At 32.9% G+C, this 19,056-nt stretch carries 17 protein-coding genes; 6 read left to right on the plus strand and 11 right to left on the minus strand.

Annotation, left to right across the window (positions count from 1 at the left end):
- Positions 1-15 precede the first annotated feature (15 nt).
- Positions 16-462, plus strand: coding sequence for a CopD family protein (locus tag JI750_RS21390; protein ID WP_202006440.1), 447 nt, complete (start codon positions 16-18; stop codon positions 460-462).
- Positions 463-542: 80 nt separating this feature from the next.
- Here JI750_RS21390 and aspT read toward each other — a convergent pair whose 3' ends face one another.
- The 6 genes from aspT to JI750_RS21420 form a co-directional block, all read right to left on the minus strand.
- Positions 543-2,219: an aspartate-alanine antiporter gene (gene aspT, locus JI750_RS21395; RefSeq protein WP_202006441.1), complete on the minus strand. Its 1,677-nt coding sequence runs from the start codon at positions 2,217-2,219 to the stop codon at positions 543-545.
- A 147-nt stretch (positions 2,220-2,366) separates the two neighbouring features.
- A complete protein-coding gene (locus JI750_RS21400; protein WP_202006442.1) occupies positions 2,367-3,134 on the minus strand; it encodes a LytR/AlgR family response regulator transcription factor in 768 nt (255 codons plus the stop codon).
- The gene (locus JI750_RS21405; RefSeq protein ID WP_202006443.1) at positions 3,131-4,162 is read right to left on the minus strand and encodes a sensor histidine kinase; all 1,032 of its coding nucleotides are present in this window, start codon (positions 4,160-4,162) and stop codon (positions 3,131-3,133) included. The genes JI750_RS21400 and JI750_RS21405 overlap by 4 nt, the downstream gene beginning before the upstream one ends.
- Before the next feature lie 74 nt (positions 4,163-4,236).
- Positions 4,237-4,983: a hypothetical protein gene (locus JI750_RS21410; protein ID WP_202006444.1), complete on the minus strand. Its 747-nt coding sequence runs from the start codon at positions 4,981-4,983 to the stop codon at positions 4,237-4,239.
- A 176-nt stretch (positions 4,984-5,159) separates the two neighbouring features.
- Positions 5,160-5,522, minus strand: a complete 363-nt coding sequence (locus JI750_RS21415) for an immunity protein Imm33 domain-containing protein (RefSeq protein ID WP_202006445.1) — start codon at positions 5,520-5,522, stop codon at positions 5,160-5,162.
- Positions 5,523-5,812: 290 nt separating this feature from the next.
- On the minus strand, positions 5,813-6,115 hold the full coding sequence (locus tag JI750_RS21420; RefSeq protein ID WP_202006446.1) for a hypothetical protein: 303 nt from the start codon (positions 6,113-6,115) through the stop codon (positions 5,813-5,815).
- A 214-nt stretch (positions 6,116-6,329) separates the two neighbouring features.
- Between JI750_RS21420 and JI750_RS21425 the strand changes: the two genes are divergently transcribed.
- Entirely contained in the window at positions 6,330-7,094 is a 765-nt protein-coding gene (locus tag JI750_RS21425) for a LuxR C-terminal-related transcriptional regulator (protein ID WP_202006447.1), read from the plus strand.
- A 25-nt stretch (positions 7,095-7,119) separates the two neighbouring features.
- Here JI750_RS21425 and JI750_RS21430 read toward each other — a convergent pair whose 3' ends face one another.
- The gene (locus tag JI750_RS21430) at positions 7,120-7,818 is read right to left on the minus strand and encodes a LytR/AlgR family response regulator transcription factor (protein WP_202006448.1); all 699 of its coding nucleotides are present in this window, start codon (positions 7,816-7,818) and stop codon (positions 7,120-7,122) included.
- Complete coding sequence (locus JI750_RS21435; RefSeq protein WP_202006449.1) at positions 7,815-8,837, minus strand: sensor histidine kinase; 1,023 nt, start codon at positions 8,835-8,837, stop codon at positions 7,815-7,817. Before JI750_RS21435 ends, JI750_RS21430 begins: the two co-directional genes overlap by 4 nt.
- Positions 8,838-8,977: 140 nt before the next feature.
- On the opposite strand from JI750_RS21435, the gene JI750_RS21440 reads away from it, so the two are divergent.
- The 3 genes from JI750_RS21440 to JI750_RS21450 all read left to right on the plus strand — a co-directional run bounded on the left by JI750_RS21440 (position 8,978) and on the right by JI750_RS21450 (position 13,001).
- The gene (locus JI750_RS21440; RefSeq protein WP_202006450.1) at positions 8,978-11,365 is read left to right on the plus strand and encodes an outer membrane beta-barrel family protein; all 2,388 of its coding nucleotides are present in this window, start codon (positions 8,978-8,980) and stop codon (positions 11,363-11,365) included.
- A gap of 170 nt (positions 11,366-11,535) precedes the next feature.
- On the plus strand, positions 11,536-12,123 hold the full coding sequence (locus JI750_RS21445; protein ID WP_202006451.1) for a TetR/AcrR family transcriptional regulator: 588 nt from the start codon (positions 11,536-11,538) through the stop codon (positions 12,121-12,123).
- A 68-nt stretch (positions 12,124-12,191) separates the two neighbouring features.
- Complete coding sequence (locus JI750_RS21450) at positions 12,192-13,001, plus strand: SDR family NAD(P)-dependent oxidoreductase (RefSeq protein WP_202006452.1); 810 nt, start codon at positions 12,192-12,194, stop codon at positions 12,999-13,001.
- Between the two features lie 74 nt (positions 13,002-13,075).
- Here the strand turns inward: JI750_RS21450 and JI750_RS21455 are convergent, their stop codons facing one another.
- The 3 genes from JI750_RS21455 to JI750_RS21465 all read right to left on the minus strand — a co-directional run bounded on the left by JI750_RS21455 (position 13,076) and on the right by JI750_RS21465 (position 17,760).
- Positions 13,076-13,807 carry a hypothetical protein gene (locus JI750_RS21455; protein WP_202006453.1) on the minus strand — a complete coding sequence of 244 codons (732 nt, stop codon included), beginning with the start codon at positions 13,805-13,807 and terminating at the stop codon, positions 13,076-13,078.
- 417 nt (positions 13,808-14,224) lie between these two features.
- Positions 14,225-15,322, minus strand: coding sequence for a PepSY-associated TM helix domain-containing protein (locus JI750_RS21460; protein ID WP_236673129.1), 1,098 nt, complete (start codon positions 15,320-15,322; stop codon positions 14,225-14,227).
- Positions 15,323-15,378: 56 nt separating this feature from the next.
- A complete protein-coding gene (locus tag JI750_RS21465; protein ID WP_202006454.1) occupies positions 15,379-17,760 on the minus strand; it encodes a TonB-dependent receptor in 2,382 nt (793 codons plus the stop codon).
- 368 nt (positions 17,761-18,128) lie between these two features.
- Here JI750_RS21465 and JI750_RS21470 point away from each other — a divergent pair, with 368 nt between their 5' ends.
- A complete protein-coding gene (locus JI750_RS21470; RefSeq protein WP_202006455.1) occupies positions 18,129-19,028 on the plus strand; it encodes a carbohydrate kinase family protein in 900 nt (299 codons plus the stop codon).
- Positions 19,029-19,056 lie beyond the last annotated feature (28 nt).

Raw genomic sequence — 19,056 nt, forward strand, 5'->3', positions numbered from 1 at the left:
CAAAATGAACACGTTATGACTTCACATCATTTTGTATTAATACTTCATCTTTTAGCTGCTACAATCTGGGTTGGTGGTCATTTGCTTTTAGCTATTTGTTATCTTCCAACAGCATTGAAGAACAAAGACCCTAAGATTATTTTAAACTTTGAAAAAAAATACGAGAAACTCGGCATGTCTTCTCTCGCTTTACTCATTATAACCGGAATTTGGATGGCATATGATTTTGGTGTCACAGCAGAAACCTGGTTTCACTTTTCTAGCGGATTTGAAAAAGTAGTTTCCATAAAACTGATTTTGCTTTTCTGCACTTTCTTTTGTGCAGTTTGTGCACAATTTTTCATTATTCCAAAACTTAAACCAAATAATATCAATAAAATGACTGTTATTATATTAACGGTTACTTCAATTGGTGTTGCAATGCTGGTTCTAGGATCGACACTGCGTTATGGTGGAATTTAATTAACTCAACTAACTGATTTTTAATGCAAACGCAATCTCGATTTTTTTTGAGATTGCGTTTTAACTTTACAGCCTATTAATTAAGACATCATACCTACAAGTATTGGCCCAAAAGCAGTCAATAATATATTGGCTAATGCGTATGGAATAGTATAGCCTAAAACTGGAAATTTACTTCCCGATGCATCTTGGACGGCTTTTAATCCGATTGTTGAGGTCCCTGCACCTGTTTGCGCGCCGAGTAAGATTAGGGGATTTATTTTTAATATATATCTTCCAAAATACATTCCGATGATATGAGGAATTAAGGCGACAGCCACACCAGCAAGCAAAATGCCAAAACCAGTTTCTTTAAGACCCGAGATAAAACTTGGACCAGCTGCAAGACCAACAAGCCCAATAAACGCTGCAAGACCAACGTTGTCAAATATCCACAATGCGGGCTCTGGAATTCTGCCAAAAACTGGCGTTCTTGAATGCAGCCAGCCAAAAATCAGTCCCATTACCAACGCACCACCGCTTGTCGTTAAAGTTACTGATACACCAAATAATGTAACCGAAAGCAAACCTAAAAGTCCACCAAGGACAATACCCAGACCAACAAAAATTATATCGGTCTCAGGACTTAAACGATCTAGATAACCAATTTCTTTCGCTGCTTCTTCCAATTTTGCAGGTCGCCCTGAAAGATTTAAAATATCACCTCTATTCAAAACTGTTTTTGACTCAAGTGGTATTTCATGATTTTCTCTCGTTATCTTATTTAGCATTAGTCCATGATAAAAACTACTTTTTCTAAGAGATTTCACTGTTATTCCATCGATAGCCTTATTGGTGATCGTAACATCTAAATGTGCTAGTGGAAAATTCAGCAATTCCTCATCCAAAACTTCTGGTCCAATAGAAAAGAGACTGTCCAAAATGATTCCGTGCTGCCCCATAATAACCATAACATCATCTTTATGAATTATAGTATCGGGGTTTGGATCTAACAATTGATCTTTATGGCGTATTCTCTGAATAACAATATTCTTGTTGGATATTAATCTCTCAAACTCGCTTATACTGATTCCAATCCATTTCTCATTGGTAATTTTATACGCCCGAATAATCCATCTCTGATAGGCGCTTTTCATTCCTGGACCGTATTCAGTTTCACCCGAAATGGTTTCTGCCAGTTTATTACTTTCTTCAACTAAATCAATGCCAAGCAATTTTGGAGCAATTCCAGTCAGAAAAAAAACAAAAGATGCTGCTCCTACAAGATAAGTTACAGAATAGGCTACTGGAATATTATTGATTAATCTTGTTTTCTCTGCATCAGCAAGATTTAAGTGGCTGATAGCATCTGAGGCGGTACCAATTACAGTTGATTCGGAAAACGCTCCTGCTAATAATCCTGCTGCTGTTCCTATGTCATAGCCTAAAAAAGTAGAGACAGAATATGCCACTATTAAACAAGATAAGCAAATTACCAAAGTGAGCAATAATTGTGGAAAGGCATTCTTTTTAAAACCTTGAAAAAATTGGGGTCCGACTTTATATCCTGTTGAAAACAGGAAAAAATCAAAGAAAATAGTTTTTACAATATCAGGAATTTCAATATCCAACTGGCCAATTAGAACTCCAGCGAATAAAGTTCCTAATACTACACCAATTTTAAATGTACCTATTTTAATGCGTCCGATTAAGAATCCAAAAGCTAAGCATAAGAAAAGTGCTAGTTCAGGATGTTCTCTAAGTATAGCTGTAACCATATTGCATCTTTTTTTAGATAAATTTAATCAAAAAAAAACAATCAAAACACTATATTTCAATTAATTACAATTATATTATATAGAATAGAAAAATAACAATGCCGTTGTGTTCTTTATTACTAGACATATCTTTTTTAGCCAGATTTCCTATTTCTCTACCCATTCGCGGAATGCAGCTGTTTGGCTTTGGCTTGTTTTGAGGTGAGTTTTATAATCTTTTAGCTTGATGGCCAGTGTATTTTTATTATAGCGCTCTATTTTTTCTATATAAGGTTTGTGAATGAGTTCACCTCGGTTTATGCGGTAAAAATGCAAAGGATTGAGCTGTTCTTCTATTTCCTTTAAAGTTGATTCGGACAGCAGATGTTTTTTTCCTTGACAGTCATAAGCAAATACCACGCCTTCATTCGCTTCAAAAAACAAAATGGCTTCCGTGTCCAGAAAGTAAATACCTTGATGCGTACTGATTGTAAAACGCCTTTTATAAGACTTCTCTGAAAAATTCTGTCGGATAAGTTGGGTCAAATTGATGATTGCATTTTGTTCTTCAGCTGCTGAATGTTTAAGCAAGCGAAATTTATCCCAAGCTTTATTAAAACGCTCTTTGGAAAAGGGTTTCAGCAGATAAGCAATTCCATTGCCTTCAAAAGCATTCATCCAAAATTGGTCATAAGCAGTTGTAAAAATTATGGGACACGTAACGGAAACTTGTTCATAAATTTCGAAAGCATTTCCATCCAAAAGTTCAATATCAGAAAGAATAATATCAGGTTGATGGTGGTTCAAAAATTCAATTGCAGATTGCACCGTATCCAATTCTGCCAAGATTTCAGTTGGCGAATCCAATTCTTTTATAAAGCGTTTTAGTTTTTTCCTTGCCGGAATTTCGTCTTCTATGATTAGTATTTTTATCATATGTTTTGCTTGTGAATTAAAGGAATACTGACCGAAAAAGTTTTTTCTGTTTGATGAATTTCTATACACCTTCCAGAAAGCAGTCCATACTGTTCTTCTAGGTTCTTCAATGCCCGTCCTGATGCTGGCTTGCTGTTTCGTTTAAGATTGAGGTTGTTGGAAACAGAAATATTTGCACCTGTTTCTATTTGAATGCGAATCGGTTTCTCTTTCGTTCCCAAATTGTGCTGCACCGCATTTTCCAGAAGCAATTGCAATGCCATCGGAACAATAAAGCCATTAGTGTTATCCATTTCAATTTGCAGCTGATAGGCGTTTCCGTATTTATAATCGAATAGCTTGAAATATTGTTGAACAAAATCAATTTCTTCCTTAATGCTAACCAACTCTTTATCTGTCGACTGTAAAACGTAGCGATAAATTTCTGCAAATTCATTTAGAAAATCTGAAGCTTTCTCTTTGTCCTCTTCTATCAGCTGATCCAATATGTTCAAGTTGTTAAACAGAAAATGCGGATTTAACTGGGTTTTAAGCTGGCTAATTTTACTTTCCGCCAATGCTTCATTATAGGCTGTTAGTTTCTGCTGATGCTTTTTATTATCTTGATAATAGTAATAAGCTAGAAAAAAACTGCCGTAAATAAATCCGTCCAGAAAATGTGAAAAAAGCGAAATCGTCAAGGTATGCGGATTAAAATTTCTTGCTATAGTACCAAATGCCAGTGAAATCAAAAATCCAATCAGCAACATTGAAACTACAAATGCAAGCAATGACCAACCAAAAACTTTCAGCATTGTCCGTGTATCGAAAACATCATTTTTTTGCCATTTTCGTATAAAGAAAAGAATAATTAAAAACAAAATACCCGCTCCTATCAATGTTGCCAATGCAGCTTCTGGGGTAAACGTATATGCATTGATCTCCTGTCTTCCTACAATTCGGGTGTAAATAGACTGCACATATGCAAATAGCAAGATAAACAGTAAGAAACCGCGGTTTTCGTTTATTTTATGGATGATATTTTTCATTACATTTTGGTAGGGCAATTTACAAAAAAACAGTTCTATATATTCCATAGAACTGTTTCATACTAATTGGCATTTTATTTTTTAGTCTCTGGAAAAGAAACAATCGTATTTCCCTTATCGTCAAAGAAATCGAGTTTTGCATTGTTTTCCTTGTCCACATAAAACATTGCTCTAGGCATTCCTTTATCGTCGAAAAGAAACAGTCCGTTGTTTTGACTTCTAGATTTACCAAGCATCACACGAGGAACCCCGCCCAGTAACCCTTTCGTCTCATATTCTTTATATTTCTCCTCCATCAGTTTCGGGTCTTTTTTGCGGAGTTCTTCCAGCTCTTTCATAATTTCCATGGTTTTAAGCTGTGACTCTTTACTTGGTCGATCGTTGAATGCAAGTGTGCTGCTCACAAATCTTTTTTCATCCTTTTCAATATCTTGCATTAGTAATTGCATTACCTGATCTCCATCATATTGATCGTAAGTAAGAGAAAGCCCTGCTGAATGTCCATTCTTATTCTTCTTTCCGTCATATATGAAGCCACCTGTTTCAATGCCTTCCTCGTTGAAGAACAGCATTCCTGAACGCTTCTTACGCTCGGAATTAGTAGAACGATTATTGATTTTGTCAGTTCCATTCGGAAAACGCTCGACATTAGTAATGACCATTTTTACCGTTCCGTCTTTTTCTACAATATTGATTCGCTCGACATCAATCTCACCGAATCTTTGGTTCTCCGACTTTTTGAATGCGGATACCATAAGGAAGGTTACACCAATCCCCACAACTGCAGCAAATGCTCTTAAAAATACAAGTTCTCTATTCATCTCTTTATAATTCTAATTGTTTAATGAGACAAAAGTATTCTGGTGTTGGTCCATACTCAACAGCAAAACAATGAATACAGGAAAAAAACGTATGAACTAAGGAAAATTAAAAACATTTCGGCTATTCATCTGCTAACACGAGTATCTCGCTCATGCTTAACTTTGTGCTTTTCGAATTACATTTCCAACAACGACAAATCCTCCCAAACATCAACATAATTGCCATTTTCTGCAATTAAAAATCTGCTTCCAGGAGCTAATCCTAAATAAGGTAAAAGTAATGGACAATAATCTGTTAAGTGAGAAGCATGTAAAGGCTTAAAGAAATCATCAGCCTCAGAATAGTCACCGGCCCAGATATACCAACCATTTGTACCATTTTCAACACGAAGCCTAGATGCGTAAATTGGCATTTCGTAGTTTTTCTCAATTATATTTAATGAAATTCCAACTTTTAAATGCAAATCACACGGTTCAAACTCAATTCCGTATTTATTACAAATTTGTTTTTGAATTTCAATTATTTCCCCATTTTTCATTTTTTTATTTGTTTTAAACCAACCACTCACTAACCAGTTTTCGATACGTTTCACCAATTGGCAGAGCCACACCGTTCGTCATCAGAATTTGATTTTCATTGAAATTTTTGTTTTGCTATTCCAAATTTAATTAAAACTTTAGTGTATAGATATTTTGTTAGTATGAGATTTAATTTTTTTGAAATATACTATCGGGAATAAAAAAAATGTGCAAAGATCAAAGACACTTGCACATTCTTTTTAAATTAACACTTTCAAGAGTACGTTGAAAACAAACATTAGCTCCTATTTTAAAATAAGCAGTCACAATTTATTCCTACCGTAGTTATGCCATCTGATGAGTAAGCATTGTAAGATTGTCCTGCTTCTGCTTGAACAGACTGTTGACCAGTTACTTTTCCATCTTTTTTAAATACCCATGTAAAACATTTACTTTCGGTTGCTGTTACAGTTACATTGTAAGGGTTTCCATATGCCTGTAAAAAACCACAAATTAAATTTTGGCCTTCAAAATCATTAATAACATTTTTGATCTTAGATAATTCTAATTCAGTAATTTTAGGAAGATTAGCTCCATCAATAATATTTTTCATTTTTTTTATTTTTAATAATACTTACTCTATAAGGTTTTCAGTTTCCCCTAAGCTATTTTAATAAGATACACACAAAGAAATAAAACATAACAAACTAATAAACAACAATATAACTTTTACATTTTCAAAAATAAACAACATACAAACGTAAAAAAATACTCACTTTTGAGTATTTTTGTTTAATTGCTTTTTGTTTTAACGTTAAATTCTTTACATGCTTAATAACCCACTAGAAGAACTTCAAAAAATATGGAATGATGTTTCTAAGTCTAATAGATATACATCTCCTGACTATAATATCGATTATATAAAGAAAATAGTCGATATTTTCTCAATTGGAGAATATTACTATCTTATTTTTAATCTTGCAACTTCAACAATCGAATATGTGCAAGAAAATGTAACCAAAGTTTTAGGTTGTTTACCACAAGATTTCACTACAGAATACTCTATTGCTAATATTCATCCTGAAGATATTCCTTTCTTTTTAAATATTGAAAATACTGCTATGCATTTTTTCTCAAACTTTTCGAGTGAGAAAATTATGAAATACAAAATTAGATATGACTATAGAATTAAACATAAAAATGGAAACTATATTCGAATTCTACAACAAATATATACTATTCAAACTACCTCAGAAGGTAGACCGTTAAGAGTTCTTGATATACATACTGACATTACCAATCTAAAATCTACTGGGAAACCAATATTATCATTTATAGGATTAGATGACGAACCATCTTTTATTGATGTTAAATTGCGAACCATTTATAAACCAAGCAAAGAAATTTTAACGAAAAGAGAGAAAGAAATTTTAAAAAATTTATGTGATGGTCATAGCAGTAAGTCACTATCAATTAAATTATTTTTAAGTGTAGAAACAATTAATACACATCGTCGAAATATTTTAAGAAAAACACAAACAAAAAACATAACAGAAGCCATTATAAAAGGGATTAAGGAAGGATGGTTTTAAAATTATTGTTTAATATTATATTTTTTTAAACCAACCACTCACTAACCAACTTCCTATACGTTTCCCCAATTGGCAAAGCATTACCGCTTTTCATTACAATCTGATTTCCATCAATAACCTTAATTTTATCTTTTGGAATAATATACGAACGATGAATTCTAATAAATTGGTTTGATGGAAGTTTCTCCAAAATATCTTTCATATTTTCCAATGCCATAATCTTTTCGTCATTGGTATGAATGCGAATATAATCTCGTAATCCTTCAATATAGAGAATATCGTTTAAAGCAATTTTATAATGCTTTCGATCTGCTTTTACAAATAGATAATCGTTGTCTGCTTTTTCAGTAACTTGAAAAGTTTCTTGCCAGCGAATAAATTTCTCAACACTTTGATAGAAACGGTTAAACGTAATGGGCTTCAACAAATAATCAATTACGTGAAACTGAAAAGCTTCCAGAGCATATTGCGGGTAAGCCGATGTAATGATAAAATTATACTTCTGATTAAACATCTGCATCAATTCAATTCCCGTTAATTGCGGCATCTGAATATCAATAAAAATCAAATCAACCGATTCTGTATTTAGAACTTCAATTACTTTAAAAACATCACTGTCAGCATACAAAACATTCAATCTGGAAATTTTAGAAGCATAATCGGCAATTAGTTTTACAGCAAAAGGTTCGTCGTCTAGAATAATGCAGTTTATTTTTTTATTCATTTTAAATCTATTTCAAGTTCGGCTGTAAAATGGTTTTCCTCGTTTGTAATTTTAAGTTGGTGTTTTTCGGGATAATGAATCTCTAGACGCTTTTGCAAATTATCCAATCCAATTCCACCTAAACTATCTTTTTTCTGCGTTCCGATTTTATTTTTCACTTTAAAAATTAATTTTCCTAATAAAACTTTCAAGTAGATTTCGATCGGTTCACTATTAGAAACAGCTCCGTGTTTTAATGCATTTTCTACTAAAGGTGATAAAATATACGGCGGAATTTCTTCAAACTCATTTTCCAGTTCCAGCTTCAAATCAACAAAAAGGCTTTCCTGATGCCTCAATTCTTCGAGTTCAATATACGCTTTTATATACGCAACTTCGTCTGAAAGTTTAATCTTTTCTTTCTGCGATTCGTAAGTCGTAAAACGCATAATCTGGCTTAATTTATCAATTGCAGTTAATGACTTATCTGATTGAAAATAAACCATTGAATAAATGTTATTTAAAGTATTAAATACAAAGTGCGGATTAATCTGTGCTTTCAAAAATTTGATTTCAGTATTCTTGTTTTCTTCTAGAATAAGCTTGTTGTATTCTAAAAGACGAATCGAATAAATAACAAACCAAAGAAACGAACTCAAAATAATAGACATACTGCTGTAATGCAGATTATCGAGCATATAATTCAGAAAATTAACGCTCGTATAATTTACTCTATCAAATAAAAGTTTGGTTATGATCTGTTCAAAAAAGAATCTTAGAAAAGTAAAAACGAGATACGAAACAAAAACTCCTGCAAAAAGTCTTTTCCAATTAAAAGCTTTGAAAACCTTTTTCATTACGATCAGATAATGAAAATAAAACGTAATAATAAAAACGATAAAATAAGTGCAAAGAAATAAATCAGGTACAGAAAATCGTGCTCCAATCGGATTTTTTACGAAGGTGAAATATGAAATTAAAAGCCAATAAATAATATGAATTAGACATTCTAGCCTTTTGGTAATGGTTCCTTTATACATTCGGTATATTTTTAAAACAAAGATATACATTCAGTAAAAAGCTTTTTATGGGTTTGCAGATTAATTGGCGGGGTTTGTCGATAAAAGTGGGTTTTAGATTTTAATTCTAACAGTTTTGTCCTGTAATTAATTTTTAAACCATGAACAGAATCATTTTAGTATCAGTTGTATTTCTATTTCAAATTAACACGTTTGCTCAGCAATTTTCTTTAAAAGGAAAAATTATAAATCAAAACAAAACACCTTTAGAATTTGCAACAGCGACTTTATTAAAAACCGACAAAACGTTGTATCAGCAAGCTTCAATTGATAGTTTAGGTAACTTCATTTTAAGTCCTGAAAAAGGGAATTATAAGTTAATTATAGAACAATTTGGAACCGAATTCAGTGTCAAAGAAATAATCATAAATAAAGATCTTGATTTAGGAGAAATAGAAGTAAAAGAACAGATTCAGCTTGACGGTGTAACAGTAAAATCTAGAAAAAAACTGGTTGAGCAAAAAGTAGATCGATTGGTTTTTAATGTCGAAAATTCGGTTACTGCAACTGGCGGTACAGCTTTGGATGCATTAAAATCTACGCCAACAGTAAGAGTTCAGAACGAAACCATTTCTATTGTTGGAAAAGGAGACGTTTTGGTTATGATTGATGACCGTTTGAATAAAATGACGCAAGAAGATTTAACTGCATTTCTAAGATCGATTCCCGCGGATAATATAAAAAGCATTGAAGTAATTACAACGCCTCCAGCAAAATATGAGGCGGAAGGAAACAGCGGTTTAATTAACATTAAATTGAAAACAGCCAAAGCCAATTCGTGGACTGCAAATTTCGGAACTACTTATACGCAAAGAAGTTATGCAAGTGGAAATATAAACGGATTATTTATTTACAATTACAACAAATTGTCGCTTCAAGCTTCGATTAATAAAGGAACAGATCAATTTCGAACCACTTCTAATAACCGAATTTATTATCCAAATGAACTTTGGAAACAAGATATTGCAACCAAATCAAAAACCAATTTATTAAGCATTGGTTTTGGCACTGATTATAAATTAACGGAGAAATGGGCTTCTGGAGTAAAATATTTAGGAAGTTTTAATGATAGAAATTTAGCAAATAATCCGCTGACAACTCGTTATAATACTTCTGGCGAAATCAACTCTTATATTCTTTCTGATGTGAATGCGCAAAACAAACCGCAAATGAATTCTTTAAACTGGAATAATGCTTTTGCTTTAAATAATGAAGGTAAAAACATAACAGTCGATTTGGATTATTTTAATTACCAAAAAGACGATTCAAGGACATTTTCAGGGAACGAAATGAATAATCAAAAAGAAAATATTCCAGGAACTTATTTTGCAGCAATTAATTCTAATTTAAACTTATTGAAAAATTACTCAGCAAAAATCGATGTTTCGCTTCCGTCTTCTTGGGCAAATATTAGTTTTGGCGGAAAAGGATTTTACACCAATACCAAAAATAATCTCATGGTTTTTGATAACGAAACTGGAACTCCAATCTTAAATACTGATTTTTCTAATATATTCACTTACAAAGAATACAATGAAGCTTTATATTTTTCTGCAAATAAAAAATTAAGCGAAAAATGGGAAACGCAAATCGGTTTAAGAGCCGAAGCTACACAAACAGAAGGTTATTCTGAAAATCTGAATCAAACTAATAAAAATAATTATATCAAATTATTTCCAACGGCTTATCTGACTTACAATGCAAACGAAAATAATACGTTCTCGCTAAACTACAGTAGAAGAATCCGCCGACCTGATTTTGATTATTTGAATCCGTTTGTCATTAAGACTAGTCCGTTTTATTATTCTGAGGGAAATCCATTTTTGAAACCTTCTATTATTGACAATTTTGAGTTTTCTTATATCCGAAATCAAAAATGGGTAAATACAATCTATTTTTCTCAGGTTTCTAATTTCGGACAAGAATTAGCCATTATAGATCCTGAAACAAATGTTACTAAAAGCACGCCGATAAATTATGCAGACACTTACCAAATCGGGCTGTCAACCTATTACAATTTCAATAAATATTCTTGGTGGAACAGCTATATGGGATTCAATTTAAACTATCAAAACGTTAAATCAAGAACTAATTTAATTGCATCTGTCGACGGCTACAATGGCTATATATATAGCAATAACGATTTTACTGTAAATCAATCTAAAACTCTTTTTTTGGGTTTAAATTATGGTCTGCAATTGCCAGGACGTTATCAGGTTTTCAATATATCTACTTTGAACATTTTAGATGTTTCTGTGAAATTTCTAGCCTTAAAAAAGAATCTTTCGATTACTTTGACAGGAGAAGATCTATTGAATGCTCAAAAACCATTAATCTCTTATTATTCAAACGGAATAAAAAACACGATGAGAAACTATGGAGACTCTAGAGGTTTCAGAATTTCTTTGAGTTATAAGTTCGGAAATCAAAATGTAAAATCTAAAGAAAGAAATTTTGGAAATGAAGAGGAAAGAAATAGAGCGAATTAAATTTTTATAGAAAATTTAATTTAGGTAAAAACAGCATTAAACACTAGCTTTTCAAAGCATTTGATGCTGTTTTATCTTTTTAAAAAGCAATCAGATACACAAAAAAATCATTTTTTATTTGTTTTTATGACCAATCGGTCATATATTTGTATCGTTAAATACAACCTATCATGACAAAAGGTGAAGAAACCAGACAATTTATTATAGAAAAAGCCGCTCCTATTTTTAATACAAAAGGAATTGCTGCAACTTCTATGAGCGATATTATGGAGGCAACCAAATTGTCTAAAGGAAGTATGTATGTTCACTTTGAGAATAAAGATGTTTTGGCCTGCGCAGCAGTAGATCATAACATGAAAATACTAAGCACTAAACTAGAAACCGCTCTAAGAGAAAGTAAAAGTGCCAAAGAACAGCTTTTTGCTTATATCGAGTTTTTCAGTAATCCGATCAATCCACCCGTAATTGGCGGATGTCCTTTGTTAAACTTTGGAACCGAAGCAGATGATACCAATCCGATTGTAAAAGAGAAAGTAAACACTGCTATCAAGCGAGGGCAATCTCTTTTAACTTCGATTATAGAAAAAGGAATTGCTAATAAAGAATTTAATCCAGATTGGAATGCATCAGAATTTGCTACAGCACTTTTTGCCATGCTTGAAGGCGGACATTTAATGTCTAGAGTATCTGGAAATAACGATAACATGAAAACAATAGAGAAAAGTCTAAAAAAAATTATATCTGAAAAATTGATATAATTTTTTTTTACCACAAAAATGACCGATTGGTCATTTTTAAAAATCAATTAATTATAAAAATAAACACCATGTCAAAAACAATTTTAATTACAGGAGCTTCAAAAGGATTTGGAAGAGCTTGGACAGAAGCCTTTTTAGCTAAAGGTTACAACGTAGCTGCAACAGCTAGAAACTTAGATACTTTAAATGATCTAAAAGAAAAATATGGAAGCGCCATTTTACCATTAAAACTTGATGTCAATAATCGCGAAGAATCATTACAAGTCGTTCAAAAAGCAAAACATCATTTTGGAACAATTGATGTTTTAATCAACAATGCGGGTTATGCGCTTACTGGAGCTGTAGAAGAGGCAAGCGAACAAGAAGCGAGAGAACAGTTTGAAACCAATTTCTTTGGAACTTTATGGTTAACACAAGCTGTTATTCCTATTATGAGAGAGCAAAAAAGCGGTCACATTATTCAAGTTTCATCAATTTTAGGATTAGCAACTTTACCAACAGGAATGGGGCTTTACAGCGCTTCTAAATTTGCGGTTGAAGGTTTAAGCGAAACATTAGCATCTGAAGTAAAACAATTCGGAATCAATGTGACTTTATTGGAACCAAACGGATACGAGTCTAACATCTGGCATACTGGAATTACAAGCGAAAGTTTGCCTTATTATGACGAAATTAAAAAAGCTCTGGCTGAAAGAGAAAACATATTTGGAAAAGTTGAAGCGACTGCTCCAATAGTGGTAAAATTAGTAGAAAACGAAAATCCTCCTTTACGATTGTTATTAGGAAAAGTAGCATACCCTTTTGTAAAACAAAGCTATGACCAAAGATTAGAAAGCTGGGAAAAATGGAAAGATGTTTCGGTTGAAGCACATGGTTAATTCGTTTTAGATTTAAAAATAAGAAAGGCAATCCTATGAGATTGCCTTTCTTATTTATTTGCTTTTTGATCAAATTAAAAATTGCCAAACGTATTTCGATATTTATCCATCACAGTTTTGAATAAATCCTTATTTGATGGTGGCGAAAGTACGATTGCTCTCGAACCCGAATCTATAGATTCTTCAATACTTTTTAGACTTTTTCCTCCAGTTGACATTACAGGAAAATCGGGGAATTTATTAGATATCTCTTTTACAATTTTATTGGTTTGAGCTCCTCCCGAAACATGAAAAATATCTACGCCTGCTTTAATTTTTCCATTTAAAAAATCATAATCAGAAGATGTGACTGTTGCTATGATGGGAATGCTAATTTTTTCTCTTATTTTTTTAACGTCCTTGTTCTCAAACGGAATATTGACAATAATTCCTGATGCGCCCATCTGTTCGGCATAGATTGCCATTTCTACCGATTTTTTGCCTTTGGTTTTTCCGCCACCGACACCGCAAACAACAGGTTTTCCAGCAAAATCAATCAGCGTTTTAATTATTTTGGGAGATGGCGGAAAAGGATACACCGCCAGAATTGCATCGGCATCATTGTTTTCGATAAGCGCCATGTCTGTAGAAAAAAGAAACGATTTTAAGTTTTCATTTTTAAGTAGTAAGCCTTGGCAATTTTTACCAATAATCTCTGGTGTAGTGAGTTCTTTGTCTACAATCTTGCTTCTTCTAAACAATCGATTCCAAAGTGAAGTTTTCTTTTTATTTTCCCAGAATGAGCCTGAAATTGAACTAATCTGCATGGTCTTATTTTTTTACATTTCGACCAAATTTAATATAGCAAAATCTAAATTTTCTTAAAATAAAAAGTGAAAATACGGATTTTGTAATGAGTTGGAGAAAATTTGTAGTGAAACAAAATTTTCCATTTAGTTTAATGGAAAATCTAACAAAAGAAAGACTCAAAATCGTCTGATCATTCCGTAGGAATGTTTGGTTGGTAGAAAAAAAATCCCCCCATATTCACGTTCCGTAGGAACGTTTGATGCTATTATTATTGAAAAATTATATTCAAAAATCAGACGTTCCTACGGAACGTAAAACAACGGCTCAACATAATTCTACCGGCCGGATGTTCCTCCAGAACAACACCATATTTACCTCAAAATAAAAAAGCGCAAAATCTATCAGATCTTGCGCTTTATACTTTATTTGATTTTTTATGCCTTAGTCTTCTTAGTTTTAGACTTCTTCCCTTTCTTCCACCAAATTATAAATCCAGTAATAGGCAAAGAAGCTCCAATCAAACTTACCAAACTCCAGATTATTTTTCCTGTAAGTCCGAAGAAAACTCCTGTGTGCAAGTCGTGATTACTAGCTTCATAAACATCTGCGGTGTTGTTGTCTTTATATAATTTGGTTCTGAGCATCTGACCTGTTTTTCCGTCAAAGAAAAGCGTATTTTGATTTCTTGCCCAATCATTCGGATACGTCATTCTCAAGCGAAGTTCACCCGTTTTTCTAATTGAAAATGAAACTGAAGTTGCACCTGGGTATTTTGCATTTGCACTTTCGTAGATATTATTATAACGAACAGGAATTGTAGTTGAATCAATTTTGGCATTAGAAACTACTTCATCACCTTTTCTGAGCTTGCTTCCTGTTACCAGACTAACTCCTTTTTTAACGGTATCATATTTAAAATACGTTCCAGAAAAAGCAATTAAAAGCAAAAAAATAGAAGCATAGAATCCTAAAACCTGATGCAGATCAAAATTGATTCTTTTAAAAGAACCGCTCCATTTTATCTTCAAGGATTGTTTAAGCAGACGTCTTTGTTTTGGAAACCATAAAATTAATCCCGTAATCAGCATAACGATAAAAATTACTACCGACCAGCCTTGAATAAATTCTCCAACTTCACCCAAAAGCAAAGTACGATGTATTTCTAGTACAGTATTCAACCAGTCTGCTCCCTGTTGGTTTATTAAAGTCCCATCGTACGGATTAAAATAATAGGTCTTTTTCTTTTTTGTCGAAATTTGAACTGTGGAATTCGGTTCAGCTTTATCAATTTTTAAAGCTGTAATTTTCTGTTTCGGTTCCAGACGTTCATAATTTTCAATTATAGTTTTTAAACCTATAAATGGCTTTTCCTGAACGGGAACATGAAGATATTCCTTGTTTGCGTAATCGCGAATTTCTTCTTCAAAAACATAAAGAAAACCCGTAATACTCACTATAAAAACAATGAGGCCCGATGCTAAACCGAGCCACAAATGTATTTGTCTGATAGTATTTTTAAAACCTTTGGTCATAATTTGCAATAAAATCCAAATGTAGATAATATCATTTTAAATCCCGAATTGAATTCTTAGAATTTAAACGTAATATTTCCGGTAACTCTCGTTGGGTTTTGAGCCGCTAAACGATATGACCAGTATTTTTCGTTGGTAAGATTGTCAACTTTTAATCCTAATCTAAATTTTGGTCTGTCATAAAAAACAGAAGCGTCTAAAACGGTGTAAGAAGGAATGCTGAATTTAAATGTAGAAGTATTCGTTTGATAATATTCACTTCCATAAATTCCTCCAAAACCAAATCCAAGACCAGAAGCTGCGCCTTCTGTCAATCTATAACTTGCCCAAAGATTGGCAGTTGTAGGCGAACCTGCTGTTGTAGGTCGCAAACCGTTAATGCTTGGATTAGCTTTTGTGTATTTACTGTCATTATACGTATAACCAGCCACAATGTTTAAACCTCTAATCGGATTTGCAATTAATTCGGCTTCAAAACCTTTACTCAATTGCGTTCCGTCTTGAATCTGGAAGTTTAAGTGATCTGGATCATCACGAGTCACATTGGTTACTTTTATATCATAATAGCTAAAAGTTGCACTAATTTTGTTGAAGTCAAGTTTAACCCCACCTTCTAACTGATTCGCTTGATTTGGCTTAAAAGTATTTCCATAGAAATCAGATCCGCCAACATTGTTGAATCCGTTCATATAATTTCCAAAAACTGAAACTTTATCTTTAACCACTTGGTAAACTGCTCCAAATCTAGGAGAAAATGCCGTCTGATTGTAATTTCCTGCAATAGAATCACGGCTTGGGTAATATACTCCTTTGTTAATATAACGATCAGCTCTAACACCTCCCATTACCAATAATCTATCGGTAACATTCAATACATCAGACACGTAAGCACTATAGGTTCTTTCGTTGTTTGACACCAAATTTGTGTAAGTAGCATTTGCAAATAAAGGCTCAATTTTGTTTAGAGTAAAATTGTTGTAAGCATCGCCGGGTTTTCTAAAATTAATTGCTGGCATGTTTACTGTTGCATCGTTACGTGTCGCACGAAGACTGTAAAAATCTAATCCAGCCACTACTCTATTACGCAATTTTCCAATTTTAAAATCTCCGTTGAAGTTTTGCTGAATATCAGTTCCATAATAAGGATAATCTTGATTGGTAACTTGCTGCCTCAAAGTTTCATTACTCAACATTGTCAAAGCCACAACATAACCTTCTGATGAAGATCTTGTACGCGAAACTATCGTTTGTGAAGTCCATTCGTCTGAAATTTTATATTTCAATTGCGCAAAAATATTATATTGCTGCCCCGTATAATTTACAGTATTATTAGCAAAAGAAAGATTGTACGGAATTCCTAATTCTTCTATGCTATGAGCTGTAGCATCTGCTTTTGTATACGGTGCTAATCGCGTTGGCGAAGTTCCTTTTGAAGCACTAAATTCAGCATCAATCAATAAAGTTAATCTCTCGTTTACTTCATAAGAAAAACTTGGCGCAATAAAAAAGCTTTTATTAAAACCCGCATCCTGAAAACTTCTTTCGCTATGCAATGCTGTATTGATTCTAAAAAGAGCTGTTTTATCTTCATTAAGAGGTGTATTGATATCAGCCGTTAAACGATTCAAATCCCAATCACCAGCTGAAAAAGACACTTCACCTTTAAAGAAATTAAAAGGCTTTTTGGTTACCCTGTTAAACAATCCTCCAAAAGAAGAAATTGTACTTCCAAATAAAGTTGCCGATGGTCCTTTGATTACCTCAATACGCTCTAAATTTGAAGGATCAATTGAGTTATAGGTAAAACTTCCGACACCATTTCTAACCAATTGCGGTGTAGCAAATCCTCTAGAAATGTTAGTTGTTCTTCCTTGATTTCTTACTTCGGCAATACCTGCTCCAGGAACATTTTTAAAAGCGCTATTATAATCTGTAATAACTTGTTCTTTCATCAATTCCTTGCTTACGATAGTGTAAACCTGCGGGTTTTCCATATTTTTCAGTTTCATTTTAGAAACCTCTTCACTTTCTTTTCTCGCAAATCGATTTCCTCCAGAACTTACAATCACTTCTTCTAATTTTTGCGAAGTATAAGTCAGTTCAAAATCAAGCGTAACTTCCGTATTGTTTTGATCAATAATTACCGAAGCTGGAGAAGATTCGTAACCATTTAATTTTATTTCAACTAAATAAGTTCCGAAAGGGATATTTTTTAATTGGTAAGTACCATCAGAATCAGTAGTTGTAGTTTTATTTAATTCTGAAATTTTAACTGTTGCACCTTGTAAATAATTTCCGTCTTTAACAACAGCTTTACCCGAAATTGTACCTACAGTTGATTGAGAAAAAGCCGTTTCTGAACAAAAGAAAAGGATCAAAAAGGCTGTAAACACTCGACATAAAACATTGTCTTTAAGTGTTTTGAAAATTGTTTTCATATAAAATTAGTGATTTATCCTTATTTAGACTGGATACAAATATATAAACGAGATCTGACTTCTTAGCGAAAGATTAAAACTTTCTTAAAAAATAATTAAAAAGAAAATCTCGAAAACGTTTTCTGTAAAAATCAGTAGGAATTAAAACTGGAAACGCATTTACTGCTTGATTCAAAAAACCTTACTTTAAATAAATTTAAAATATATTTTTTAAGTGTTTTTCTTACTAGTTTTCAGTTATTTATAAGTAAATCAACATTTTTCAAAAATAAAACAGGTTGCATAAACCGTTATTGTTTTCTATTTTTATAAAATCAGGTTAAAACTCTTAACAGCCCGATTTTAATATTAAATAAGAGAAAATTAAAATGAATAACGACAAAAAACTAAAAGCTGTCGCTTTCGGAGAAGTACTTTGGGACATTTTTGATAATGAGAAAAAAATTGGTGGCGCACCTCTAAATGTAGCTCTTCGCATGAAAGCTTTGGGCGTAGATTCTAATATGATTAGCTGTGTAGGAAATGATGCAGACGGAGAAGCGATCATTAATGAAGTCCAAAAATTAGGCTTAGACACCAATACCATTTTAAAATCTGATGACTTCCCAACAGGATTGGTAAACGTAACTTTAGACGATACAAAATCGGCTACTTATGAAATTCTTTATCCTTCTGCTTGGGACAAAATTATCTTAAACGAAGAAACGAGAGAACTGGTTGTTAGCTCAGATGTTTTAATATATGGAAGTCTAGTTTGCCGTGATGACGTTTCGAGAAAAGCTTTAGAAGAATTGCTCAACACACATACCTATAAAGTTTTTGATGTTAATCTTCGAAAACCACACTACGATTATGAAACTTTACAGCATTTAATGCAGTCTGCCAATTTCATCAAATTTAATGATGAGGAGATTATGGAGATCAGTGCCGCTTTCAATTCTCCTTATACTACATTAGAAGAAAACATGAATTTTATATGCTCTTTGAGCAATGCTACAGCAATTTGCGTTACAAGAGGAAAAGATGGTGCGCTATTATTATGGGATAAACATCTTTACGAAAATGAAGGCTACACTGTAAAAGTCGAAGATACTGTTGGTGCTGGCGATTCTTTTTTAGGAGCTTTAGTCACTTCGCTTCTAAACGGAAGACAACCACAAGAAGCTTTAAATTTTGCTTGCGCAACAGGAGCTTTGGTAGCTGGATCTACAGGCGGAAATCCTGATATTCGTATAACTGATATCGAAAATCTGATTAATAAAAATTAATATTCTTGTAGATAGAATAGTCAAACCC

The organism is Flavobacterium tagetis, from assembly GCF_016735615.1.
Taxonomy (GTDB): domain Bacteria; phylum Bacteroidota; class Bacteroidia; order Flavobacteriales; family Flavobacteriaceae; genus Flavobacterium; species Flavobacterium tagetis.

Coding starts and splice junctions, on each gene's coding strand:
- JI750_RS21405 (WP_202006443.1), bottom strand. CDS start 4,162: ATGAAAAATATCATCCATAAAATAAACGAAAACCGCGGTTTCTTACTG.
- JI750_RS21440 (WP_202006450.1), top strand. CDS start 8,978: ATGAACAGAATCATTTTAGTATCAGTTGTATTTCTATTTCAAATTAAC.
- JI750_RS21400 (WP_202006442.1), bottom strand. CDS start 3,134: ATGATAAAAATACTAATCATAGAAGACGAAATTCCGGCAAGGAAAAAA.
- JI750_RS21445 (WP_202006451.1), top strand. CDS start 11,536: ATGACAAAAGGTGAAGAAACCAGACAATTTATTATAGAAAAAGCCGCT.
- JI750_RS21420 (WP_202006446.1), bottom strand. CDS start 6,115: ATGAAAAATATTATTGATGGAGCTAATCTTCCTAAAATTACTGAATTA.
- JI750_RS21430 (WP_202006448.1), bottom strand. CDS start 7,818: ATGAATAAAAAAATAAACTGCATTATTCTAGACGACGAACCTTTTGCT.
- JI750_RS21470 (WP_202006455.1), top strand. CDS start 18,129: ATGAATAACGACAAAAAACTAAAAGCTGTCGCTTTCGGAGAAGTACTT.
- JI750_RS21425 (WP_202006447.1), top strand. CDS start 6,330: ATGCTTAATAACCCACTAGAAGAACTTCAAAAAATATGGAATGATGTT.
- JI750_RS21455 (WP_202006453.1), bottom strand. CDS start 13,807: ATGCAGATTAGTTCAATTTCAGGCTCATTCTGGGAAAATAAAAAGAAA.
- JI750_RS21410 (WP_202006444.1), bottom strand. CDS start 4,983: ATGAATAGAGAACTTGTATTTTTAAGAGCATTTGCTGCAGTTGTGGGG.
- JI750_RS21435 (WP_202006449.1), bottom strand. CDS start 8,837: ATGTATAAAGGAACCATTACCAAAAGGCTAGAATGTCTAATTCATATT.
- JI750_RS21450 (WP_202006452.1), top strand. CDS start 12,192: ATGTCAAAAACAATTTTAATTACAGGAGCTTCAAAAGGATTTGGAAGA.
- JI750_RS21460 (WP_236673129.1), bottom strand. CDS start 15,322: ATGACCAAAGGTTTTAAAAATACTATCAGACAAATACATTTGTGGCTC.
- JI750_RS21390 (WP_202006440.1), top strand. CDS start 16: ATGACTTCACATCATTTTGTATTAATACTTCATCTTTTAGCTGCTACA.
- JI750_RS21465 (WP_202006454.1), bottom strand. CDS start 17,760: ATGAAAACAATTTTCAAAACACTTAAAGACAATGTTTTATGTCGAGTG.
- aspT (WP_202006441.1), bottom strand. CDS start 2,219: ATGGTTACAGCTATACTTAGAGAACATCCTGAACTAGCACTTTTCTTA.
- JI750_RS21415 (WP_202006445.1), bottom strand. CDS start 5,522: ATGAAAAATGGGGAAATAATTGAAATTCAAAAACAAATTTGTAATAAA.